Raw genomic sequence first — 22,929 nt, forward strand, 5'->3', positions numbered from 1 at the left:
GAATCTACGCCGGGAGGTCGAGCCGGACGAGCTGCGCGCGGGACGCCACTCCGAGCTTCGGGAACGCCTTGTAGAGGTGGTAGCCGACCGTGCGCGGGGACAGGAACAGCTGCGCGGCGATGTCACGGTTGGACAGTCCCGCCGCGGCGAGCCGGACGACCTGCAGTTCCTGCGGCGTGAGCTCGCCGAGCTGGTCGGGGGCGGGGCCGGTCGCCCTGGTCGACGTCGAGCGGGTCTCGCCCGTGGCGCGCAGCTCGGCGCGCGCCCGCTCGGCCCACGGCCCCGCGCCCAGCTCGTCGAACGCGTCTGCCGCCGCCCGCAGCGGCCCGCGTGCCTCGCTGCGGCGCCGCGCCCGGCGCAGCCACTCGCCGTGCAGGAGGTCGGTGCGGGCGCGTTCGAACCCGTGCGTGCCCGCCCTCCGGTGCAGCGCCACGGCCGTGGCGAACAGCTCGGCCGCGCCGTCCTCCGAGGCGACGAGCGCCCAGCAGCGGTGGGCGATCGCACGCGCCCACGTCTGCCCGGTGTGCTCGGCCCACCGCGCGTACCGGTCGGCGGCGCGCCGCGCGTCCGCGGTCCGTCCGGCGCGCGCCGCCGCCTCCACGAGGTCGGGAAGCCCGCGCCACCACCCCGGCGAGCCGGCCGCCTCCGTGAGCCGGTCTGCGGCGGCGTCGAACCGGCCGAGGCCGAGGTCGAGCAGGCCACGGGCCGACCCGGTGATCCCGACGGAGCGCGCGGTCGGCCGCCGCCCGTCCAGCTCGCCGAGGGCGGCGGTGAACCGCATCTCGTCGCCGGTCGCCGCGGCGACGTGGGCCAGCACGCCGGCCAGCTGGTCGACGACCTGGTTCTGTCCGACGTCGCGGGCGATGCACAGGCCGTCGGCGGCCGCGGCCGCGGCGTCGCGCCAGTGGCCGAGGTGCCAGCGGCTCGTCGCGAGGGCGGCGAGCACCCGGGGCAGGGCGCCGAGCGCGCCGGTGGAGCGGGCCTCCCGCTCTGCGGCCGCGGCGAGGGTGAGCGCGGTGGTGTCCTCGCCCGCCACGAGGTACCAGGCGGCGAGGCTCGCGGTGGCGCGCGGCTCGCCCTCGCCCCGGCACGCGGCCATCTCGGCGAGCGCGGCGGCCGCCGTGGGCAGCGGGGCGTCCGGGTCGTCGGGGAGCTGCGCCGCGGCCAGCGCGGCGTAGGCGCGGATGTGGTCGGCACCGGGCACACCGAGCTCGGCCGCGGTCTCGGCCACCCGCTCCACCATGCCGCGGTCGCGGGCCGACCACCCGGCCTCGACCGCCCACAGCAGCATCTCGGCAGCCAGGTCGGGTGCCGCGCGCGCCGCAGGTCCGGCGGCGTCCAGGAGCAGCCGGTGGGTCTCCGGGACGTCGCCGTCCGCGTCGGCGAGCTGCGCCCGCACCAGGGCGAGCCGCGCCCGCAGCTGCGGATCGTCGGTGACCGGCGCCGTGCAGCCGACCAGCTGGGCCGCCCATTCGCGGTGCCCGGCCTCGGCCGCAGCCTCGGCCGCCGCCACCATGCGCCGCGTCCGCTCCCCGCCGAACGGGGTGAGGGCGGCGGAGCGTTCGAAGGCCGCGGCCACCGTCTCGTGGCTGCCACGCTCGCGGGCCCGCAACGCGCTCTCCTCCAGCGCGGCGGCCACCGCCTCGTCCGGGCCGAGGCTCGACGCCGCCAGGTGCCAGTTGCGCCGGTCCTCCTCGTTCCGGCCGTTCAGCACGTCCGCCAGCGCCTGGTGCGCCGCCCGCTTAGCCCCCATGGTCGCGGCTCCGTAGACGGCGGTCCGGATCAGCGGGTGGTGGAACCCCATGCACCCCTCGCTGAACATCAGCAGCCGTTCCCGCTCCAGCAGCTCCACGTCGGCCGGCCCGGCGCCGAGCCGCGCGGCCGCGGCGAGCACCACGCGCGTGTCGCACGTCCCGTCGGCGGCGGCCACGAGAAGCGCGGTGCGGGCCGCCTCGGGAAGGGCGGCGATGCGGGCCGCGAACTCCCGCTCGACGGGGCTGTGCGTCGGGGCGATCCCACCGCGGCCTGCGTCGGGCGGACCGAGCGGGTAGACCGGCGCGCGGCCCGCCCGGTGGGCCGCGGGCAGCTCGTGCAGGGCGAGCGGGTTGCCGGCCGCCTCGCGCAGGAGCTGGTCCCGCACCGGGCGCGGCAGGTCGCCCGCCTCGGCGTCCAGCACCTCGCGGGCGCTCGCGTCGTCCAGCCGCGCGAGGTCGAGCGATGCGATACCGGGGGCCGGGAACTGCGGGGCCAGCCCGCTGCGCGCGGCGAACAGCAGTACGACGGACTCGCTGCCCAGCCGCCGCGCCGCGAAGAGCAGCGCCTGGGCGGACGCCCGGTCGACCCAGTGCGCGTCGTCGACGGCGCACAGCACGGGCCGCTCGGCCGCGAGCTCGGCGAGCAGGCTGAGCACGGCGAGCCCGACGAGGAAGCGGTCGGGCGGCGGACCGGCCGCCAGCCCGAGCGCGACGCGCAGCGCGTCCGCCTGCACGCCGGGCAGCCGGTCGAACGCGTCGCGGTCCTCGGCGAACAGCGCGTGCAGCGTGGCGTACGGCAGCTCCATCTCGGTCTCGACGCCGATCTGGAGCAGCACCCGCATGCCGGTGGCCCGCGTCGCCGCGTGCCCGAGGAGCGCCGACTTCCCGATCCCGGCCTCTCCCCGCACCACGAGGGCCGCGCTGGTCCCGTCGCGGGCCGCGGCGAGGAGGCGGTCCACGACCGCCAGCTCGGCCTCGCGGCCGCGGAGCCGCGGTGCCTCCGGCATCGGGATCACGGCCGCCGCACCGGGACGAGCTGGACCAGCAGCCCGAGCGCGACCGCGATCGTGATCATCACGATCCCGCTGCGGAAGCCGGCGATGCCGCCGCCCGCCACCGTCCAGGCGAGCGCGGACGCCGCCGGAGCCACGGTCATCGCGATCGTCCGGACCGTCATGCCCGCGCCACCTACCACGCCTTCCGAGCCTGCGGGCGCCGCCGCGAGCATCGAGGCGTTGATCGCCGGGTTGAAGAGCGCGGCTCCGATGCCGAGCACGACCAGCCGCCACGCCATGTCGCCCAGCCCGGACGATTCGTCGAGCGTCAGCATCAGGGACATCGCGACGAGGCTCACCGCGCTGCCGGCCACGGCCAGCACGCGGTTCCCGAACCGGTCGGCCAGCGCACCCGCCGCGGCCGAGAGCGGGGCCATCGCCCCGACGAAGAACAGCAGCGCCACCCCGGTGACGTCCGGGCCCGCGTGCAGCACGTTCGACACGTAGTAGGGCAGCAGGAACGCCACCAACCCACCGGTGAAGGTGACCGCCAGGAGCGAGAGGAGGGTGATGCCGAACGCGGGGGTCCGCACGAGCCCGAGCACGGGGCGCGAGGCCGCCAGCCGGGACCACCACGTCGCCAGCCCGATCGCGCCGACCACCAGCGCCGCGGCGACGAGCGGGTTCCCGTCCACCTCCTCGAAGGCGAGCAGCAGCACGGCCACCGCACCGCCCAGCAGGACCGCCTCGCGCAGGAGGGCCGCGCCGGGGCGGGGCAGGCCGCGGCCCGGGATGCGCGTGATCGTGCGCAGCCCCACCCACAGCACCGCGGCGACGACCGGCAGCTTCACCAGGAACACCGCACGCCAGCCCCAGAGGTCCGCGACGAGGCCCCCGAGCGGGACACCGGCCATCGCGCCCACCGTCATGATCGTGATGACGAACCCGATCGCCCGGCCGCGCTGTGCGGCCAGCACGCTCGTGGTGATGATCGGCATGTAGACCGCGACGATCAGTGCGCCCGCCGCGCCCTGCAGCAGCCGCCCGGCCACGACCAGCCAGAACGTCGGCGCCAGGCCGACGAGCACGCTCGCGACCGCGACCCCTGTCATCGACAGCGCGAACGCCGCCCGCACGTCCGCCCCGTCGGCCCAGCGTCCGGCCGGGATCGCGAGCGCCGCCATCGGCAGCGCATAGGCGAGCAGGACCCACGCCGTCGCCGACGGCGAGACCGCGAGATCGGCGCCGATGCCGGGCAGCGTCACCGCCGGGATGGTCATCTCCGACGTGACCACCAGCATCGCGAGCCCGAGTGCCGCCACCGGCGCCCACTTCGTGCGCTGGGGCGTCACCGCCTCCGTGACCATGATCGTCCTACCTTCCGTCGCCGCGTCGGACCGACGCTAAGAGTTGAAGTTCGGTCGAGGTCAAGACGCGACGTACGGGCGAACCGCCCTGGCCTCGCGCAGAGCGCGGGCCCACCAGGCGAGCTGGTCGAGCATCGACTTCGCAGCAGCGGTGCACTCCGCCGGATCCACCGGGCGCGCGTCCGGCCCGAACCGGTCCCACGCCCCGTGGAAGCTGACGGTGTCGCGCACCGTCACGGCGTGCAGCTCGGCGAGGACGCCCCGCAGGTGCTCCACGGCCCGCAGCCCGCCGGACAGCCCGCCGTAGGACACGAACGCCACCGGCTTCGCCTGCCACTCCGTGAAGTGCCAGTCGATCAGCGTCTTCACCGGCGCGGGGTAGCTGTGGTTGTACTCGGGCGTCACGATCACGAACGCGTCCGCGGCCGCGAGGCGGGTCGTCACGGCCGCGACCGCGTCGGGCGTGGGCGACCCGTACCCGGTGAGCCGGTCGGGCAGGGCGGCTTCGGCCAGGTCCAGCACGTCGATGTCCAGGTCCGCGTGCCCGCGGGCCTGCTCGACGAACCAGTTCCCCACGGTCGGGCCGAAGCGGCCCTCCCGCGTGCTGGCGATGACGACGACCAGCCGCAGCGGTGTCGGTTCCATCGGTTGCTCCTCTCGTCGGTCGGACGTGATCGACGCTAGGAGCGGAGGGCACCCGCTCGAATCAGTCAGGTGACCGGGCTCGTGGCGCGGCGGAGGGCCAACGCGCCCGCCGCGACCAGCACGAGCGGCACCACCGCGGCGCCGGGGAGGCCCTGCTCGGTCAGGAGCCCGTCGAGCCCGACCTCCGACACCGCGAACAGCCCCACCGCCGCGGCGAGCGCGCTTGCGACGGCGACGGGCGTCCGGACGGGGCCGCGCCCCGGCGCGCCTGCCGACCGCTCGAACCGGCCGAACAGCGCGACGAGACCGGCGCAGGCCAGTGAGCACGCGGTCAGCCAGCCCGCGAGCGCCAGGAACCACAGCGGGGAGTCGGCGGCCGGCAGCCGCGTGCCTGCCACCAGCAACGCGCCCTGCACCAGGTAGCAGGCGGTGAGGTGCCAGCAGAAGACGGTCATGATCATCGAGCTGCCCGTCGCCACCGCGAACCACGCCCTCGGTCGGTCCATCAGCGCGCTGCCCGCCCGGCGGAGGAGCAGCGCGGTGCCGACCAGGAACAGGCTCTGGGCCAGCAGTGCGAGGTTGGGCGGCGCGGAGTTCGACGCGCCGTTGCCGGGCAGCCCGACCATCAGCACCGGGTAGGCCGAGGTGCCGAAGACCAGCAGCGCCGCTCCGGCCAGTCCGCCGCCCGCGAGCAGCCCCGCCAGCCGGCGACCGCCGCGCTGCAGCGTCCCGTCCGCGTAACCGAATCCCAGCTGGTGCACCGTGAGCCAGACGAACAGCATGTTCGCGTACCCGACCTCCTGCACGCCCGTGGCCAGCCTGACCGCGTCGACGGCCGCGACGGCCACCGCGAGCGCCCCCAGCACCGGCCAGAACCCGTGCCGCACGTGCAGCCGCATCATCGCGGGCGCCGCCAGCACGATCACCAGGTAGACGCCGAGGAACCACAGCGGCACCGTGATCAGCTGCAGGCCGACGGCGAACTGGCCGCTGGTCAGCCCGGCGGCGTGCATCAGCACCGCGAGCGGCGTCCAGGCCGCCAGCATGACCAGCGCAGGCGGCAGCAGCCGGGACGCGCGCGTCCGGACGAACTCACCGCTGGGCGGCCGGTGGCGCAGCGCGCGGGCGTGCGCGAACCCGCCGACGAAGAAGAACAGCCCCATGACCTGCCACACCCAGGTCGAGAGCATCAGCGGCAGCGAGGTGGTCACCGCGCCCGCGCCGTGCGTCGTCAGCAACGCGACCACCCAGTGCCCGAGCACGACCATGCTGATCGAGAACAGCCGGAGCAGGTCGGCGTACCGGTCCCGGTCGGCCGGGGTCGCGGCGGCGAGCCCCGCCGTGCTCCGCGGGGACGTCAGTGCGTTCGTCATGTCGATCAGACTCGCCGCGCGCGGCCGGCGGCGGATCCGCGAAACTACTCAGGCGGTTCACGTCTGAGGGATCAGCGCTGCGTCGTCTTCGCGTGGATCAGGTCCTCGACCGCCTTCGGGATGGTGGTCTCGAAGTCCAGCAGCTTCGCCCAGTCCGGCTCGATCGTGATGCGCACCATCCGGTCGTAGAGCCCGCGCACCCCGGCCTCCCAGTCCTCGAACACCTTGGCGGGCGTGACCTTGCGGGACGCCTCGATGTACTCGTCCGGCACGCCGTCGACGGGCTCGAGGCTCGCGGCGCCCCGGACCAGCAGCACCCGAGGCGGCCACTGCTCCTGAGTGTCGATCGTGATCGCCACGCGCGGGTTCTCCCGCAGCGCCCGCACCTTCGCCGCGGTGGGGACGGTGAAGACCAGTAGCTGCTCGCCGCTCCAGTGGAACGCGACCGGGACCACCCGCGGGTCGCCGTCCACGGCGGTGTACGCCAGCCGTGCCGGGATCGACGATGCGAGGAGCTCCCGGGAGATCGGCTTGTCCAACACCTCGGCGACGTCGCTGCGGTCCATGGTCGTCCTCCTGTCGTGGTGAACGTGTGTGGGGCAGACGGAGCCGGTCGGCGGTTCTCGACACGATGTTCTCCGAAATGTGCTCTGTATCACAGGGGTAGCGTCCGGGCCGTGGGGGAGTCGGTCGCAGATCTGGGCCCTCGGCCCGGCGTGCGGGTGGCCGCGCGCGTGCTCCTCGTCGACGCGGCGCGACGGCTGCTGCTGTTCGAGGGGTTCGACCCGCACGTGCCCGGCGAGTCGTTCTGGTTCACGGCGGGCGGCGGGCTGGAGCCGGGGGAGGAGCTGCTCGCCGGGGCCCGGCGGGAGCTGCAGGAGGAGACGGGCCTGCGGCTGCCGCCCGACCGCCTGCTCGGGCCGGTGTGGTTGCGGCGGGTGCGGTTCAGCTTCGAGGGCGTGGAGTACGACAGCGACGAATGGTTCTTCCTGGCGAGGCTGACCGGCGCCGCCGAGGTCGACACGGCGGGCTTCACCGAGCTGGAGAACCGGACCGTCCGCGGCCACCGCTGGTGGAGCACCGACGACCTGCGCGCAACCACCGAGACCATCTATCCGTTCCAGCTCGCCGAGCTGCTGCCCGGCCTGCTGGCCGACGGCTGGGACGGCCGGTTGCGGCTGATCGACTGACTCATGATCAACCCGAGAAGCACGCCACCGCTGATCGGGCCGCTCCGATGTACCGCTCGTGGCGATCATCCGTCGCCGAGCTGTCCGAGAAGTACGTGAGTGCAGTGGGGACGACCGTGGTGTGCTCCTCGAAGCGATCAACACCTCGTGCTGCCGAAATGTGGGCAACCCACTTCCAGCTGCCCACCTGGCATCCTTCTTGCGATCACCTGGCGTCGTCGAATGAAAGCGGAGCGCCGTGGCCGGACCGAACGGAGCTGTAGTGCGGCGGCTGCACCTCGGCCGCATCCTGCGGGAGCTGCGGGAGGAGGCCGGTCTGTCGCTCGAGGTCGCGGCGCCGGCCCTCGACTGGTCGAGCAGCAAGCTGAGCCGGATCGAGAACGGGCGCCAGGGCGTCGACGTGCACGGCGTGCGCACGATGATGGACATCTACGGCGTCGTCGGGCCGCAGTGGGACGAGCTGCTCGACCTCACGCGATCCGTGTCGGAGAAGGGCTGGTGGCGGGCCTTCGGTCTGGACGACAAGGGGTATGTCCCGCTGGAGGCGGAGGCCACCCTGGTCAGGGAAGCGACAACCGCCTACGTGCCCGGGTTGCTGCAGATCGAGGCGTATGCGCGAGCAGTGTTCGCGATTCACCAACGGACCGACGCCGAGCTCGACAACCTCACCGCTGTGCGGCGGATCCGCCAGGAGCGGCTGACCTCCCTGGAGGATCCGCTCGAACTGGTCGCGGTCGTCGACGAGGTTGTGTTGCGCCGTCCGGTCGGCGGCCCGGCGGTGATGCGCACGCAGCTCGCACATCTCGTTGAGGCGGCGGCCCTGGATCGTGTGACGCTGCAGGTGTTGCCGATGAGCCTCGGCGCCCACCCAGGGCTCTCGGCCCCGTTCACGCTGCTCACGTTCGGCGGGATCGACTTCGGCGACATGGTCTATGTCGAGCATCCGATAGGCGCGGTCCACATCAGCAAGGAGGAGGAGGTCGCGGTCGCTAGACTGAAGTTCGACCGGCTGCGGTCGCTCGCGCTGGACCCCGACGCGTCAGTGGCGCTGATCCAGCGAGTGGCCGCCGAGACGTAGCGGACAGAGCGAGGTGTGCCGTGGACCTCAACGGCGTCCGGTGGCGCACCAGCAGCTTCAGCAACAGCGACGACGGAAACAACTGCGTCGAGGTCGCCTTCCTCCCCGACGGCGAGGTCGCGGTGCGGGACACGAAGGCCCGTTCCCGGGCACCGCACGTCCACAGGGCGGCGGCGTGGGGCGCGTTCCTGGCAGGTGTGCGCGCCGGGGAGTTCGATCCGCGCTAGGTCGAGGCTCCATCCGCACGCACCCTGCGTTCCGCGGAACGCGAGCGGGTCTCGATCGGTGACGAGATCCATCCGAGATCAGCCCTGTCGCGCGGGCTGCCGCATGGGCGGCCTTCCCGAGCCGCGTGCGAGGCGGGGAGTTCGGCCCCGCCTGACAGTCCGTCCGTGGCACACACCTCCGGTACTCGGCACACATGCCCGGACATGTGCGTCGGGGCGCGGAGATCTGTGCGACACCGCCCGACGAGTGGACGATTCAAGCCCCCAACGCCCACGGCTTCTGGGCGGTCTTCTCCGTCGAGGACATCTCGAACCGGGGGGCCGCGATGGATCAGCTCGAAGTGCACGAACCGAACCAGCTCGAGGGTTCGACCGACGCGCGGCGGCTCGGCCGCCGGTCGTGGCTCAAGATGGTCGGGGCCCTGGGACTCCTGTCCGTCGGTGGGTATGCGCTGGCCACCGGGCTCAGGTCTCCGGGACCGCGGTGGATCGCTCCGCTGCCGGCGCCGGCGGGCTACGGATCGGCCGCAGCGGACGACGGCACGCTCTACGTTCACGTCCGCGACCACGGCGGAGCCGGAACATTGCTGGCCCTGGACGGCGCGACGGGCGCGCAACGATGGACCACGCGCCTCGACACGCCGCGGGAAGGGGACGTGGTCATGATCGCGGCCGGTGAGGACCTCGTCGTCGGTACGAGTGAGACGGTGTCGGTGCACGACACGGCGACCGGCACGTTGCGGTGGCAGGTCCCGGCATCTGCTGCGGTGGACGTCGCGGACGGCGTCGTCGTGACGAGGTCCTCCGACGGTGTCATCGCGCTGGACGTCCGGACGGGAGACCTGCTCTGGAACGTGAAGCTCACGTCACCCGACAACTCGGCCAAGACGTCGGCCGACGTGGCGGCGCACAACGGGATGTGCGTCGTGGTGAACGCTCACCTCCTCAGGACGGAATCCGGGCTCCACTCCATGACGTGGATCGACTCGTGGGACCTGCGGACCGGACAGCCGGTGTGGAGTACGAGCACCGATGTCGAGGAGAGCTTCGGCTCGGCCGGCATGCGGATCCAGCCGAGCGGCGATCGTGTCGTCGTCGCCAGCGCCCCCGAGGGGAGCCTCGTGTTGGAGGCGGCGACCGGTCGGCGGCTCTCGAAGACCTGGGCCGTCGGTTTCGCCGTCGTCGGTGACGTGCTCGTGCACCTCGAGGAAGGGTGGACCTTCGCGGAGGTGAAGGGTGTCGATCTGGCCGATCGTTCCGTGCGCTGGTCACAGACCGTCGGATCGTCGGAGTGGGACCCGGACTTCGACATCGTCGCCGGCGACGGCTACGTGTACGTCTCGCAGTCCGGGGGAACCCCGGTCGCCCTCGACGCGGCCTCGGGGGCGACACGGTGGACCTATCGCGGGCAACACGCCGACAGCAGGGCTGCGGTGATCGCCGCTCGCGGGCGTGACGTCTACGTGGTGGCCGGGAGTCAGATCGAGGCGTTCACCATCACGTGACGGACGGCCGGTCGCGGCCCGACGACACACACCCCTCGACCCGCCGATCCGTATGTGGTGATCGCGGCCCCCGGGCGCGACGTGGGCGGACCGGCTCTGGGCTGTTGCCCGGCCTGCCGGCCGAGGGGGCACGTGCGGCTGCGGTTGATCGATCGGTGCGTCGAGCCACTCCCATAAACTCGCGCCGTTCGCGTCGGCACGGGCAGGGGGGCCGTGGTGCAGCCGCTCGAGACGGGGGATCCGGAGTGGATCGGGCCGTACCGGCTCCGGGCGCGGCTGGGCGCGGGCGGGATGGGGCAGGTCTTCCTCGGGACCTCCCGTGACGGGACGCCGGTGGCGATCAAGGTCGTGCACCCCGGCCTGGCGCACGACGGCCGCTTCCGCACGCGGTTCCGGCGGGAGATCGAGGTCAGCAGCCGTGTGGCCGGTCCCTGGGTGGCGGCGGTCGTCGACGCCGACCCCGACGCGGAACTGCCGTGGCTCGCCACCCAGTACGTGCGCGGCCCGGACCTGGGGACGGTCGTGGAGGAGGTCGGCCCGCTTCCCGCCGGTACCGTGCACGCGCTCGCGCACGGGCTCACCCTCGCGCTGGGCGCGGTCCACGACGGGGGCCTTGTGCACCGGGACCTCAAGCCGTCGAACGTGCTGCTCGACACCGATCACCCCCGCCTGATCGATTTCGGCATCTCCCGGGCGGTCGACGGCACCCGGGTGACGAGCACCGGGGTGGTCATCGGCACTCCCGCGTTCATGTCACCCGAGCAGATCGCCGGGGAGGACGTCGGACCGGCATCGGACGTGTTCTCGCTCGGCTCGGTGCTGTTCTTCGCAGCGACGGGGCGCAGCCCGTTCGGTGACGTCGCGCCCGTCGTGCTCATGCTGCGGATCACGCGGGACGAGCCCGACCTCGACGGTCTGCCCGATGCACTCCGGGATCCGATCGCCGTGTGCCTGGCCAAGCGGCCGCAGGATCGGCCGGATCCCGCCACCCTCGGGCGGATGCTCGGGCCGCTGGCGGGTTCCCCGGGCGGTTGGCTGCCGCCGGCGGTTGCCGCGCTCGCCGCCGCGCCGGAGCAGGGCGCGCCGACCCTGCTGGACGAGCCGCCGACGGAGGAGGTGGCCGGCCGCCGCGGCACGAACCGGCGCACGGTGCTGGTCACGGCGGCCGCCGCCGTGACCGCCGCGGTGGCGGGGGCGTGGGGCGTCAGCGCGCTCACGGCACCGCAGCCCGCTCCCGCGCCGCCGGCACCACACGTGCGGTGGAGGATTCCCTTCTCGGGTGCTGTCGGGGTGCAGACGGCATGGGCCGCCGACGACCGGACCCTCTACACGACCGGGATGAACCGCGACGTCCGTGCGCTGGACGCGACCACAGGGGCCGAGCGGTGGAGCGCCGACGGCCCGGCGGACACGCTGGTTCCGCACGGTGGGGTGCTGATCACCGCTGCGGCCGGCATGCTCGCCGGGTTCGACGCCGGGACCGGCCGCCGGATCTGGGACATGGGCCGCCGGCCGTCGCCCGACTCCCAGGTCGACGTGAGCGACGGCACCGTCGTCGCCGTGGTCGAGGAGGGTGAGCCTTCCGATGTGCTCGGGAGGCCGATCAACGTCGTCGGCCTGGACGCCGCCACGGGTGCGCGGCTCTGGACCGGGGAGCGGTACGAGTTCTCGGGTGGGCTGCGGGTGGTCGCAGGCGGGGGAGTGGCGGCCTACTGCCAGGACGGGCGACTCGTCGTCCGGGAGCTGCGCACGGGGAGCATCCGCTGGTCCGCGCCGGCCCCGACCGCCGCCGTGGTCGCCGCCACCGAGGACCTCGTGCTGCTGGGCGCGTTGACTGCGCTCGAGTCGGCCACCGGCCGTCAGCGGTGGCAGGTGGGCTGGCCGGCCCGTTCGGTGATCGCCGCCGGAGGCGTGCTCCTCGAGGAGGAGGGGCGCGACGGGGAGAGTCGGGTGGTGCGCGGCCTGGATCCGAGGAGTGGCACGGCCCTCTGGACGACGCCCCCGTCGCGGGTGGACACCGCTCCGGTCATCACCGAGGACTGCGTGTACATGGCCCTCCGCGACGGATCGACCTGCGCCTACGACACCGCGACCGGTGTCCTGCTGTGGAGCCGTGGAGGAGGCACGCCGATCGCCGCTCATGGCCGCGTCGCCTACCTCGCCGCCGATGGCGAGCTGCTGGCGGTCACCGGCGACGGGTAGGACCGATCCATCCGGGATCAGCGAGCGCTGGGAGTGCTCACGCCTCCAGGTACGCCTCCAACCCCACGCGCCCGCCCTCGCGCCCGAACCCGCTCTCGCGATAGCCACCGAACGGCGCCGTGGGATCGAACCGGTTGAAGGTGTTCGTCCACACCACTCCGGCCCGCACGCGCTGGGCCGTCCACAGGGCCTTGGAGCCCTTCTCCGTCCAGATCCCCGCCGACAGGCCGTACGGGGTGTTGTTCGCCTTCGCGATCGCCTCGTCGGGCGTGCGGAACGTCAGCACCGACAGAACGGGCCCGAAGATCTCCTCCCGCGCGACCCGCATCGTCTGCTCGACGCCGGAGAAGACGGTGGGCGGGAAGAAGAGGCCGCGTTCGGGCAGCGGGCACGAGCTGGTCCAGCGGGTGGCGCCCTCGGCGTCACCGGCCGCGGCGAGGTCGACGATCCGGTCCAGCTGCGGGCGGGAGTTGATCGCTCCGACGTCGGTGTTCTTGTCCAGCGGGTCGCCGACGCGCAGGGTCTCGATCCGCGCCCGCAGGAGCTCCATGAACTCGTGCTCGATCGACTCCTGCACGAGCAGGCGAGAGCCGGCGCAGCAGACGTGGCCCTGGTTGAAGAAGATCCCGTCGACGACGCCGTCGACCGCCTGGTCGAGCGGCGCGTCGTCGTAGACGATGTTGGCCGCCTTGCCGCCGAGCTCCAGGGTGAGCCTGCGCCCGGTGCCGGCGAGCCGGCGCTGGATCTCCTTGCCGACATCGGTGGATCCGGTGAAGGCCACCTTGTCCAGGCCGTCGTGCCCCACCACGGCGGCGCCCACGTCCCCGGCGCCGGGCAGCACGTTGAGCACCCCGGGCGGGAGCCCGGCGTCGGCCGCGATCTCGGCGAGCACGAGTGCGGTGAGCGGGGTGGTCTCGGCGGGCTTGAGCACGATCGTGTTGCCGCATGCGAGCGCGGGCCCGATCTTCCAGGCGGCCATGAGCAGCGGGAAGTTCCACGGGATCACGGCGCCGACCACACCGACCGGGCGCGGGTCCGGGCCCAGACCCGCGTAGCCGAGCTTGTCGGCCCAGCCCGCGTGGTGGAACAGGTGCGCCGACGCGGTGGGGACGTCGACGTCGCGCGACTCCCGGATGGGCTTGCCGTTGTCGAGAGTCTCCAGCACGGCGAGCTCGCGGGCGCGCTCGGCCACGACCCGCGCGATCCGGAACAGGTACTTCGCCCGCTCCGCGCCGGGCATCGGGCCCCACACCTGCTCGTACGCCCGGCGCGCGGCCGCGACGGCCCGGTCGACGTCCTCCGGGCTCGCCGTGCCGACCTCGGCGAGCGCCTCCTCCGTGGCCGGGTTGAGGGTCTTGAGCGGCTCGCCGCCGCCGTCGACGAACTCCCCGTCGACGAACGGCCGGTAGGCCGGTTTGAGGTTCGCGAGCGCGGCCGACTCGGGCGCGGGCGCGTACTCCCAGGTCATCAGGCCCCTCCGATGTGGTCGCGGTCGGTGTAGTGGCCCTCGAGCTGGGTGCGGCGCTGCCGCAGCAGGTCGCCGAGCAGGGAGGACGCGCCGAAGCGGAACAGCTCCGGCGTGAGCCAGGCCGGCCCGGCCACCTCGTTGACGGCCACGAGGTGCCGGATCGCGTCCTTCGCCGTGCGGATGCCGCCCGCGGCCTTGACGCCGCGGTGCTCACCGGTGGCGCGGTGCCAGTCGCGCACGGCCTGCAGCATCACCTGCACCACCGGCAGGGTGGCGGCGGGGGAGACCTTCCCGGTGGAGGTCTTGATGACATCGGCGCCCGCGAGCAGCGCGAGCCAGGACGCGCGCCGCACGTCGTCGTAACCGGCGAGCTCGCCGGTTTCCAGGATGACCTTGAGGTGGGCGCTGCCGCAGGCCTCCTTGACCGCGACGATCTCGTCGAACACCGCGCCGTAGCGCCCGGTGAGGAACGCGCCGCGGTCGATCACCATGTCGATCTCCGTCGCGCCCGCCTCGACGGCGAGCGCGGTGTCGGCGAGCTTGACCGCGCGCGAGGACCGTCCGGACGGGAACGCGGTGGCGACCGCCGCCACCGCGACGCCGGAACCCTTCAGCGCCTCGACGGCGACGCCCGCGAGGTCGGGGTAGACGCAGACCGCGGCGACGGACGGGACGTCCGGGTGGTCCGGGTCCGGCCTGCGGGCCTGGGCGCACAGCGACCGCACCTTGCCCGGGGTGTCGGCGCCCTCCAGCGTGGTCAGGTCGATCATCGAGACCGCCATGTCCAGGGCCTGGAGCTTGGACTCCTTCTTGATGCTCCGGGTGGCCAGCGTCGCCGCGCGTCGCTCGACGCCCACGTGGTCGACGCCGGGCAGGCCGTGCAGGAACCGTCGCAGCGACGCTTCGTCGCGGACGGCGTCGGCGAACGCCCCCTCGCGGCCGCCTGCGGTGCGTCCCGCGGTAACGGTCGTGGTCACGCGGGCGAGTCTATGCGCGGACGGGCAGCGCAGAGGCCTTCGTCGATCCCGCCGGAGCGAAGCGGAGGCCGTGTGACAGCACACCGCCCGCCGCGCGGGAGGAGCGGCGGGCGGGGATGAGTGCAGGGGGAGCGAGCGTAATTCTGTCGTGCTGTCATGCGGCCGTGCTTCTACGCCAACGGGGAGCTGCGCAGTTCTTCCTGTCTGGTCAGGTGGAGCTGTGCAGCCGCACGACACCCACGGTCACGTCCTCCAGGCCACCGCGGTCGAAGTCGCGGCGCAGCTGGTCGGCCTTGACGGTGGCCGTCAGCCCGTCGAACGGGCCGTGTGCGTCGACCTCCCCGGTCTGGGGGTCGACGGCGAGTACGACGTATCCGTCGCACTGTGTGAGCTTCTCCGCCGCTGCGACCAGCGTCGCCTCGTCGGAAGTCGTGTTCTCCGGCACCGGATCACCTCCTAGTCACTAAGTACAGCGTCGGCGGGGCTCTCCGCGTGACAGTGTTCGTGCCAGACCACCCGTTCGGGTCAGGGTGAAAGTTCGACTTGATCACCCTTTGTGCTGCAAAAGGCACCGAGGGCACGGGCCACGGGATCAGTAGGCCGTTTCCGTCACGTCCGCGGCACGCTCGGTGATCCCTCGGCGGCCTCGTGGCCCCGGGGTGCAGTTCGTCGTGTGACCGTCCCGTGAGTGCGTTCGCGGAGCCCGTGGACGGCGTCCCGGACGCCGTCGCATGGTGTCACTCTGGTTGCGAAGGGTGACCGGTGGGTGGCCGCGCTGCCAGGATCGCGGCATGCGCCCGCTCCCCACCTCCGAAGCCGCCGGACCCTCTCGCAGCTCCACCAGGGGCGCGGGCTGGGGATGCCGGACGCCCGGGCTGGGTGCCCGGCTCGCGCCTCGGGAAAGCCGTTTCTCATGGCTGCGCCCCGGCCCGCTGATCCAGTCGCGCAACGACATCCTCGCCCGCAGGTTCGGCGACCCGACCGACGAGCAGCGCCGTGAGTGGCTTCGTCGCCTCGACGAGTACGCCCGCGCCGCGGGCGCGCCCCTCCCACCCCGCGACCGGTTGATCACCCGCTTCGCCGACCGCGAGCGCGTGTCGGTGGCCGTGCTCGGCGACCCCGGCGAGGGAGATGCCTCCCAGTACGTCGTGGTGCCGGTGCTGGACCGGGTCGCCGGCGACACGGACTTCGCGGTGCTGTGCAGCGACGTCGTCTATCCCGCGGGCGGGGTGCGTGCCTACGCGGACCGCTTCTACCGCCCGTACGCCGACTACCCGGGCCCGATCTACGCGCTGCCGGGCAACCACGACTGGTACGACGGGCTCGCCGGCTTCATGACGGCCTTCTGCGACGCCCCGCCGGACGCGGGCGCCCCGAGGCCGGTGTTCACCGGCTCGTGGTGGCGGCGGTTGCTGTGCAAGCTGCTCTGGCGCCCGGCGCCGTCGGCCACGGTCGAGGACGTCGCCGACATGCGCTGGTACCGCGACGCCGAGTCGCAGCAGGGCGGCCAGCCCGGGCCCTACTGCGCGATCGACGCGGGCCCCGTGCGGCTGGTGCTGATCGACACCGGCATCGACGGGCACATCGACCGCGACCAGGCGGAGTGGCTGCGGGAGATCTCCGCCGGTGATCGCCCGAAGATCCTGCTCACGGGCCGCCCCATCTACACGTACGCGCACCGGCAGGACAGCCCCGTCGAGGGCGGCGGTGACGTCAACGAGATCGTCACGGACCCGGCGTTCAACTACGTGGCCTGCATCGGCGGCGACGACCACAACTACCAGCGCTACCCGGTGCTGCAGCGCGACGGGCGCACCATCCAGTACGTGGTGGCAGGCGGGTCCGGCGCCTACCTGTCGGCCACGCACCAGATCCCGAACGTCGACCGGCTCGCCCCGGCCGTCCACGAGGAGGACTTCCGCTGCTACCCGCTGCGCGGCGACTCGCTCGCGCATTTCAGCCGCCGCTACGACAAGCTGCTGGGCTTCGGGCTCGGCCGGTTGGTGATCTCCCCAGAGGAGGCCACGACGATCATGGCCGAGCGGATCGGGATCACGCCGCCGCGCCCGTCGCCCGGCGCCGTGAGCGCCCGCGCCCGCCGCGCCGCCGACCGCGTCCACCCGCTGCCCGCGCGCGGATCCGCGCCCGCGCACAACCTGATGTCGCTGCTGTTCGACTCGAACGCCGTGCCGCAGTTCAAGAGCTTCCTGCGGCTGGACGTCTCCGGCCACGAGATCGTCATCTCCTGCTGGGCTGCCACCGGCTGCCGCGAGCACGAGCTCGACCCCGTGCTCGAGGACCGCGTGCGGGCGGTCCGCGCCGCGGACGGCCGGTGGGAGTGGCACAGCGAGACCCCCGGCCGCGCGGTCCCGTGAGGCACCCATTCCGACGAGCGGCCCGTTCGTCGGATAGGTACTGACGCCATGCATGTCTGACGGCTGCGCGCGCCGCGAAGCACGCGCGCAGCCGTCAGTGACACGAGAGCGCCGCTCGTCGGATCACGCCTGGGGTACCGGGCTGCGGCGGCGCAGGCCCGTCGCCACGAGCACCGTGCCGAGCGCCGCCGCGACGAGAGGCACCACGAGACCCGCCCGGTAGCCCTCGAGCACGGCCTGCGGCGTATCGCCCGTGGTGGCCGCCACGATCACCGCGGTGGCGACGGCGAGTCCCACCGCGGCCCCGAACTGGAACGACGTCGTCAGGAGCCCGCTCGCGAGCCCCTGTTCCTCGTCGGCGACGCCGTCGGTCGCCGCGATCGTCAGCGTCCCGTACGCGAGTGTGAACGCGAGGCCGAGCGCCAGGAACGCAGGCAACATCGTGAGGAAGCCCCACTCCGGCCCGACCGGCAGGAACAGCAGGTATCCCAGCGCGGCGAACACCATCCCCGCGACCACGATCCGCGAGTTGCCGAAGCGGGCGACGAGCACGGGGGTCAGCGTCGGGGCGAGCACGGCGTCGATGCCGAGCACCGCGAGCGCGAGCCCGGTCTCCACCGTGGACCAACCCCGCAGCTCCTGCAGGTAGAGCACCGCGACGAACTGGAACGCCATGAACGAGGCGAGCAGCAGCACCGCCCCCGCGTTGGCCCGCAGCAGCGGGACCGACCGCAGGATCCCGAGCCGGACGAGCGGGGAGGCCGAGCGCCGCTCGATCCGGACGAACGCCGCGAGCAGCACGGCTGCGCCGGCCAGCGTCGCGAGAGTGGTGCCGATGGCGACCTCGGGCGCGTGCACCACCGTGATCACCAGGAGCAGCATCGCGCCGGTGAGCGTCAGCGTGCCGGGGATGTCGAAACCGCCCGTCCTGCGCTCGCGCCGTTCCTCCCGGGGGATCAGGACGATCGCCGCCACGAGGATCGCCGCCGCCACCACCACCGGTGCGAAGAACACCCAGCGCCAGTGCACGGCGGTGAGCAGACCGCCGGTCACCATGCCGAGCGAGAAGCCTCCGGCGGCAGCCCCCGCGTAGACGAGCACCGCGCGGTTGCGGACCGGCCCCTCGGCGAACATCGTCGTGATGATCGACAGCCCCGCCGGGGCGAGGAACGCGGCGGCGACGCCGGTGACGAACCGGGCGACGATCAGCACCCAGCCCTCCTCGGCGAGCCCGCCGAGCCCGGAGAACGCCACGAACACGACCAGCCAGCCGATGAACATCCTGCGTCGGCCCAGCAGGTCGGCGGCGCGCCCGCCGAGCAGGACGAACCCGCCGTAGCCGAGGACGTACGCGCTGACGACCCACTGCAGCGAGCTGGTCGACATGCCCAGCTCCGCGCGGATGGACGGCAGTGCGACGCCCATCATCGAGACGTCGATGCCCTCGAGGAAGATCGCCCCGGACAGGACGAGCAGCAGGCCCCACGCGCGCGCGGTCATGCGTTCGGCGCGCGGCGGGGCGGATGGTGCGGACACGGCGTCTTCTCCCTTTTTCGGTTCCTTCTTGTAACCGACCGCATCGTGCGTCACCATCGACGACTGTGGAAGAAGGCACTTCGAAGTCACCGACGCACTCCCACGGCACCGTGACCGCCGACTCGTGCTGCGAGTGGGACGACGCCTACCAGTGGGACACCCGCGAGGACTGCGAGGTCCGCCAGATCCTCGACCGGATAGCCGACAAGTGGTCCCTGCTGGTCATCGCGCTGCTCGACCGGCGGCGGATGCGCTTCACCGAGCTGCGCCGCCAGATCGACGGCGTGAGCCAGCGGATGCTCACCGTCACGCTGCGCCAGCTCGAGCGCGACGGGCTGGTGCTCCGCACCGTCCACCCGGTCGTGCCGCCCCGCGTCGACTACGAGCTCACGCCGCTGGGGGTCTCGCTGCACGAGACGGTGCAGGCCCTCGTGACCTGGACCGACAGCCACCAGCGCGAGATCGCCGCCGCCCGCAGCGCCTACGACACGCGGGCCTCGGAGCCCGTCTCCCCCTGAGCGCGGGGCAGCCGGATCTCGAAGCGGCAGCCGCCCGGTACGTTCCGGACGCCGACGGAGCCACCGTGGGCACGCGTGACGGCTCGCACGACGGCGAGGCCGAGGCCGGCCCCGCCGTCCGGGGTGCGGGCCCGGCTCGCGCGCCAGCCGGTGTCGAACACCCGGCTCAGGTGCTCCGCGGGGATCCCCCCGCAGCCGTCGGTGACGCTGAGCAGGGCGTCCGGCCCGTCGGAGCCGACGGTCACCGCGACAGTGCCGCCGCCGGGGGTGTGCCGGATGGCGTTCTGCAGGAGGTTCCCGGCGGCCCGGCGCAGCGCGTCGGGATCGCAGGCGACCGTCACGGCGGGCCCTGATGCGTGCACCCGCACCCCCGCCTCTGCGGCGACGGCCTCGGCCGCGCTGACGGCGTCCGCGGCCAGCGTCGTCAGCGAGACCGGTACGAGGTCCGTCCGAGGTGCCAGAGCCCTGTCGTGCAGAGCCAGCTCGACGAGGTCGTCCACCATCGCCGTCAGCCGATCGGCGTCGCGGCGGATCGTCTCGTGATAGCGGGCCGGATCGGGCGCGACGCCGTCCTCCAGCGCCTCCGCCATGGCGCGGATCCCGGCGAGCGGCGAGCGCAGGTCGTGCGAAAGGCCCGCCACCAGCTCGCGGCGCGCACGCCGCACGGCGTCCAGCTCGTCGAGGGCGTGGGCCAGCTCGGCCGACAGCGCGGCCAGCTCGGGAGCCGGGTCCGGCGGCGCGGTGAACGAACCGTGGCGGGCGAGGTCGCGCACGGCCGAGCGCAGCTCCTCGGCGCCGCCCGCGACCTGGCGGGCCAGCATTCCGGTGACCGCCAGCCCGATGAGGGTCGCGACGGCGCACGCCACCGCGACCACCGCGACGTCGTAGCCCACGACGAACATCCCGGCGGCGGTGCCCGCGACCGCCACGACGACGGCCAGCTGGCTCGTCAGCACCGCCATGGCGAGCGCCGAGCCGATCGAGCGGCGGCGGAGCAGCGGCACGGTGAGCGCGCCGATGCCGCCGACCAGCAGGCTGTAGCCCGCGGCGATCGCCGCCGACACCAGTACGTCACGCACGGCGGGCCGGTTCCCAGCGATAGCCGACGCCCCACACCGTGACGAGCCGCTCCGGCCGGGACGGTTGTTCCTCGACCTTCTCCCGCAGGTGCCGGACGTGGGAGGTGACGGTCGCGTGCCCGCCGACCGTCCAGCCCCACACCCGTCGCAGCAGCTCGTCACGCGTGAACGCCTGGCCCGGATGGCGCAGCAGGAACGCGAGCAGGTCGAACTCGCGCGTGGTCATCGGCAGGTCGCGGCCGCCGCGGCGGGCCCTGCGCGCGACGACGTCGAGGTCGAGGTCCCCGTCGACCAGCGGGGCAGGCACGCTGCCCGCTCCGGTGCGGCGCAGCACCGCCTGCGCGCGCAGCACCAGCTCGCGGGGACTGAACGGCTTGGTCACGTAGTCGTCGGCGCCCAGCTCGAGGCCCAACACGCGGTCGGCGACGCTCCCGAGGGCGGTCAGGATGATCACCGGGATCGGCCAGGTGGCCCGCAGCCTGCGGCAGACCTCGCGACCGTCGACGCCGGGCAGCATCAGGTCGAGCACCACCAGGTCGGGCCGCCGCAGCGCGCATGCCACGAGCGCCTGCTCGCCGTCGGCGACGTGCTCGACGGTGAGCCCGGCGCGGCCCAGGTAGATGCCCACCACCTCGGCGAGCGTGGCGTCGTCCTCGACGACGAGCACGCGCGAGCCACTCCCGCTGGTCACGCGGCCGAGCCTAGGCCGAGCGGGCGACGCGCCCGCGTCATCGGCCGGTACGCCACCGAAGCGCAAGAACTCTTGTCGATGTCTGGCCCGGCCGCCCGGGACGGGCGATTCCTGCGCGACTCGCGCTCTGATCGTCCTCGCGCGCTCCGAGCGCATCCGGATAGGAGATCGAAGTGCCCGTTCCCACCCTGCACCGGCTGGCCGCGGCCGCCGGCGTGCTGTGCGCGTTCGCCCTGTGCTTCAACGTCGCTCGCCGTGGCGGTCTGGTGCCGAGCACCGACCTCGCCCGTGCCGCGGCGCCGCTGGCCCAGCTGTTCGGGCTGTGGCTGCTGACCGGTCTGTACGCGAGCATCCGGGCGCGGACCGGATCTCTCGGGCTCGTCGGGTACGCGCTCAACTCGTTCGGCCTGGCCGGACTGGTCGGCTGCGAGTACATCGTGAACCTCGTCCTCCCGTACGTGCCGCCGGCGACCGTCGCCGACCTGCTCGACGGGCTCGCCGGCGCCGTCTTCACCGGTACCCAGGCCGTGTTCCTGACCGGTGCGTTGCTCTTCGCCGCGGCGCTCGCGCGCGGCGGGCTCCCGCCCGTGGCGGTCGGGCTGTACGCGACGGGGGCGGTGGCGGTCGGGCTGCGCGGCATCCTGCCCGATGCGACGCTGGGCCCAGGGCTCGTGCTCGCCGCGATCGGCCTCGGCCGGCTCGCCGTCGGCCTGTACCGCTCGGCGGCGCGGACCGCACCCGCTCCGGGCCACGGGCATTAGCCTCTTGCCCATGGACGTGCAGGTCGTCGACCACCCACTGGCCAAGGCCCGGCTGTCGGAGCTGCGCGACGCGCGCACGGACAACGCCGCCTTCCGCGCGGCGCTCGCCGACCTCACCCTGATGCTCATCTACGAGGCCACCCGCGACGCGCCGCTGGCCACGGCCCCGCTGCACACGCCGGTTGCGCGCACCGTGGGCTACCGGCTCGCGAACCCGCCGCTGCTGGTTCCCGTGCTCCGGGCCGGGCTCGGGATGGCGGACGCGGCGCTCGGCCTCATGCCGGAGGCGCAGATGGGCTTCGTCGGCCTCGCCCGCGACGAGGAGACCCACCGCCCGGTGCCGTACATGGAGTCGCTGCCCGCCTCGCTCGAGCGTCGACCGGTGTTCGTGCTCGACCCGATGCTCGCCACCGGCGGCTCGATGGCCCACACCATCCGGCTGCTCACCGAGCGCGGCGCCACGGACGTCACCGCCATCTGCGTGCTCGCCGCGCCGGAGGGGATCGGCCACCTGCGCGACAGCGGCCTGCCCGTACGGGTGATCACCGCCAGCATCGACGAACGCCTCAACGACTCCGCGTTCATCGTCCCCGGCCTCGGTGACGCGGGCGACCGCCAGTTCGGGGCGGTCTGAGGATCAGTCGGCCATGACGGTGGCGGCGAGGACCGCGCCCAGCTCGTAGCACGCCTCCAGCGCCGCCTTGTCCGGCGCGCCCATGACCTCCACGGGTTCCGCCGCGCGCGTCCAGCCCATGCCCTCGGCGATCGACCCGATGGCCCGCACCGCGCCCTCCACACCGAGGTTGCCGTGCACGTAGCAGCCGTACGGCAGGCCGCGCGTGTCGTCGCCGCACACGTAGTACACGGTGTCGAAGAAGTGCTTGAGGGCGCCGGACATGTAGCCGATGTTGGCCGGGGTGCCGAGCACGACCGCGTCGGCGGCGAGCAGGTCGGGGGCCGTCGCGGCGAGCGCGGCCCGGCGGACGACCTCGACGCCGGTGATGTCCGGGTCGGACGCCCCGCGCACGACCGCGTCGAGGAGTTCGGCCGTGGCGGGCGACGGCGTGTGATGGACGATCAACAACCGGGCCACGAACAGCATGCTCCCACCCCCGGCAACGGCTAGATTGACCTTGCCGAGGGACGAAGGGGCGGGATGGCCGGGGTCGGATCGTGGTTCGGTCGTGG

Annotated in this window: 21 protein-coding genes; 9 read left to right on the top strand and 12 right to left on the bottom strand. The window is 73.5% G+C overall.

The window, feature by feature from the left end; all coding sequences use genetic code 11:
- Positions 1-4 precede the first annotated feature (4 nt).
- From FHX44_RS21830 to FHX44_RS21850, 5 genes are all read right to left on the bottom strand, one after another.
- Positions 5-2,761: a LuxR family transcriptional regulator gene (locus FHX44_RS21830; protein WP_212612586.1), complete on the bottom strand. Its 2,757-nt coding sequence runs from the start codon at positions 2,759-2,761 to the stop codon at positions 5-7.
- A gap of 5 nt (positions 2,762-2,766) precedes the next feature.
- On the bottom strand, positions 2,767-4,116 hold the full coding sequence (locus FHX44_RS21835; RefSeq protein ID WP_246170510.1) for an MFS transporter: 1,350 nt from the start codon (positions 4,114-4,116) through the stop codon (positions 2,767-2,769).
- A 60-nt stretch (positions 4,117-4,176) separates the two neighbouring features.
- Entirely contained in the window at positions 4,177-4,761 is a 585-nt protein-coding gene (locus FHX44_RS21840; protein WP_147257496.1) for an NADPH-dependent FMN reductase, read from the bottom strand.
- A 65-nt stretch (positions 4,762-4,826) separates the two neighbouring features.
- Positions 4,827-6,134 carry an acyltransferase family protein gene (locus FHX44_RS21845; protein WP_147257497.1) on the bottom strand — a complete coding sequence of 436 codons (1,308 nt, stop codon included), beginning with the start codon at positions 6,132-6,134 and terminating at the stop codon, positions 4,827-4,829.
- A 71-nt stretch (positions 6,135-6,205) separates the two neighbouring features.
- Positions 6,206-6,700: a pyridoxamine 5'-phosphate oxidase family protein gene (locus FHX44_RS21850; RefSeq protein ID WP_147257498.1), complete on the bottom strand. Its 495-nt coding sequence runs from the start codon at positions 6,698-6,700 to the stop codon at positions 6,206-6,208.
- Positions 6,701-6,811: 111 nt separating this feature from the next.
- Between FHX44_RS21850 and FHX44_RS21855 the strand changes: the two genes are divergently transcribed.
- From FHX44_RS21855 to FHX44_RS21875, 5 genes are all read left to right on the top strand, one after another.
- Positions 6,812-7,324: an NUDIX hydrolase gene (locus tag FHX44_RS21855; RefSeq protein WP_246170511.1), complete on the top strand. Its 513-nt coding sequence runs from the start codon at positions 6,812-6,814 to the stop codon at positions 7,322-7,324.
- 238 nt (positions 7,325-7,562) lie between these two features.
- Complete coding sequence (locus tag FHX44_RS21860) at positions 7,563-8,402, top strand: helix-turn-helix domain-containing protein (protein ID WP_212612588.1); 840 nt, start codon at positions 7,563-7,565, stop codon at positions 8,400-8,402.
- A 20-nt stretch (positions 8,403-8,422) separates the two neighbouring features.
- The gene (locus tag FHX44_RS21865; protein WP_147257500.1) at positions 8,423-8,629 is read left to right on the top strand and encodes a DUF397 domain-containing protein; all 207 of its coding nucleotides are present in this window, start codon (positions 8,423-8,425) and stop codon (positions 8,627-8,629) included.
- A gap of 326 nt (positions 8,630-8,955) precedes the next feature.
- Positions 8,956-10,134: an outer membrane protein assembly factor BamB family protein gene (locus tag FHX44_RS21870; protein ID WP_170308985.1), complete on the top strand. Its 1,179-nt coding sequence runs from the start codon at positions 8,956-8,958 to the stop codon at positions 10,132-10,134.
- Between the two features lie 213 nt (positions 10,135-10,347).
- Positions 10,348-12,336, top strand: a complete 1,989-nt coding sequence (locus FHX44_RS21875) for a protein kinase domain-containing protein (protein WP_147257502.1) — start codon at positions 10,348-10,350, stop codon at positions 12,334-12,336.
- A gap of 37 nt (positions 12,337-12,373) precedes the next feature.
- On the opposite strand, the gene FHX44_RS21880 is transcribed toward FHX44_RS21875, so the two are convergent.
- The 3 genes from FHX44_RS21880 to FHX44_RS21890 form a co-directional block, all read right to left on the bottom strand.
- Positions 12,374-13,807 carry an aldehyde dehydrogenase family protein gene (locus tag FHX44_RS21880; protein WP_147257503.1) on the bottom strand — a complete coding sequence of 478 codons (1,434 nt, stop codon included), beginning with the start codon at positions 13,805-13,807 and terminating at the stop codon, positions 12,374-12,376.
- On the bottom strand, positions 13,804-14,781 hold the full coding sequence (gene deoC, locus FHX44_RS21885; protein WP_147257504.1) for a deoxyribose-phosphate aldolase: 978 nt from the start codon (positions 14,779-14,781) through the stop codon (positions 13,804-13,806). Before deoC ends, FHX44_RS21880 begins: the two co-directional genes overlap by 4 nt.
- 208 nt (positions 14,782-14,989) lie before the next feature.
- A complete protein-coding gene (locus FHX44_RS21890; RefSeq protein ID WP_075940218.1) occupies positions 14,990-15,226 on the bottom strand; it encodes a hypothetical protein in 237 nt (78 codons plus the stop codon).
- A gap of 346 nt (positions 15,227-15,572) precedes the next feature.
- On the opposite strand from FHX44_RS21890, the gene FHX44_RS21895 reads away from it, so the two are divergent.
- Positions 15,573-17,156 (top strand): metallophosphoesterase family protein, encoded by a 1,584-nt coding sequence (locus FHX44_RS21895; protein WP_147257505.1) that lies wholly within the window; start codon positions 15,573-15,575, stop codon positions 17,154-17,156.
- 123 nt (positions 17,157-17,279) lie between these two features.
- Here the strand turns inward: FHX44_RS21895 and FHX44_RS21900 are convergent, their stop codons facing one another.
- The gene (locus FHX44_RS21900) at positions 17,280-18,656 is read right to left on the bottom strand and encodes an MFS transporter (RefSeq protein ID WP_147261361.1); all 1,377 of its coding nucleotides are present in this window, start codon (positions 18,654-18,656) and stop codon (positions 17,280-17,282) included.
- A 101-nt stretch (positions 18,657-18,757) separates the two neighbouring features.
- Between FHX44_RS21900 and FHX44_RS21905 the strand changes: the two genes are divergently transcribed.
- The gene (locus tag FHX44_RS21905; RefSeq protein ID WP_147257506.1) at positions 18,758-19,210 is read left to right on the top strand and encodes a winged helix-turn-helix transcriptional regulator; all 453 of its coding nucleotides are present in this window, start codon (positions 18,758-18,760) and stop codon (positions 19,208-19,210) included.
- Here the strand turns inward: FHX44_RS21905 and FHX44_RS21910 are convergent.
- Together FHX44_RS21910 and FHX44_RS21915 are read right to left on the bottom strand one after the other, a co-directional pair.
- Positions 19,174-20,289, bottom strand: a complete 1,116-nt coding sequence (locus FHX44_RS21910; protein ID WP_212612590.1) for a sensor histidine kinase — start codon at positions 20,287-20,289, stop codon at positions 19,174-19,176. The genes FHX44_RS21905 and FHX44_RS21910 overlap by 37 nt on opposite strands.
- Positions 20,282-20,980 carry a response regulator transcription factor gene (locus FHX44_RS21915; RefSeq protein ID WP_246170513.1) on the bottom strand — a complete coding sequence of 233 codons (699 nt, stop codon included), beginning with the start codon at positions 20,978-20,980 and terminating at the stop codon, positions 20,282-20,284. The genes FHX44_RS21910 and FHX44_RS21915 overlap by 8 nt, the downstream gene beginning before the upstream one ends.
- Positions 20,981-21,153: 173 nt before the next feature.
- Between FHX44_RS21915 and FHX44_RS21920 the strand changes: the two genes are divergently transcribed.
- On the top strand, positions 21,154-21,741 hold the full coding sequence (locus FHX44_RS21920; RefSeq protein WP_147257508.1) for a hypothetical protein: 588 nt from the start codon (positions 21,154-21,156) through the stop codon (positions 21,739-21,741).
- A gap of 10 nt (positions 21,742-21,751) precedes the next feature.
- Complete coding sequence (gene upp / locus FHX44_RS21925; protein WP_147257509.1) at positions 21,752-22,375, top strand: uracil phosphoribosyltransferase; 624 nt, start codon at positions 21,752-21,754, stop codon at positions 22,373-22,375.
- A gap of 3 nt (positions 22,376-22,378) precedes the next feature.
- Here the strand turns inward: upp and FHX44_RS21930 are convergent, their stop codons facing one another.
- Positions 22,379-22,834: a flavodoxin family protein gene (locus tag FHX44_RS21930; RefSeq protein ID WP_147261363.1), complete on the bottom strand. Its 456-nt coding sequence runs from the start codon at positions 22,832-22,834 to the stop codon at positions 22,379-22,381.
- Between the last annotated feature and the right edge of the window lie 95 nt (positions 22,835-22,929).

The organism is Pseudonocardia hierapolitana (assembly GCF_007994075.1).
Taxonomy (GTDB): Bacteria; Actinomycetota; Actinomycetes; order Mycobacteriales; family Pseudonocardiaceae; genus Pseudonocardia; species Pseudonocardia hierapolitana.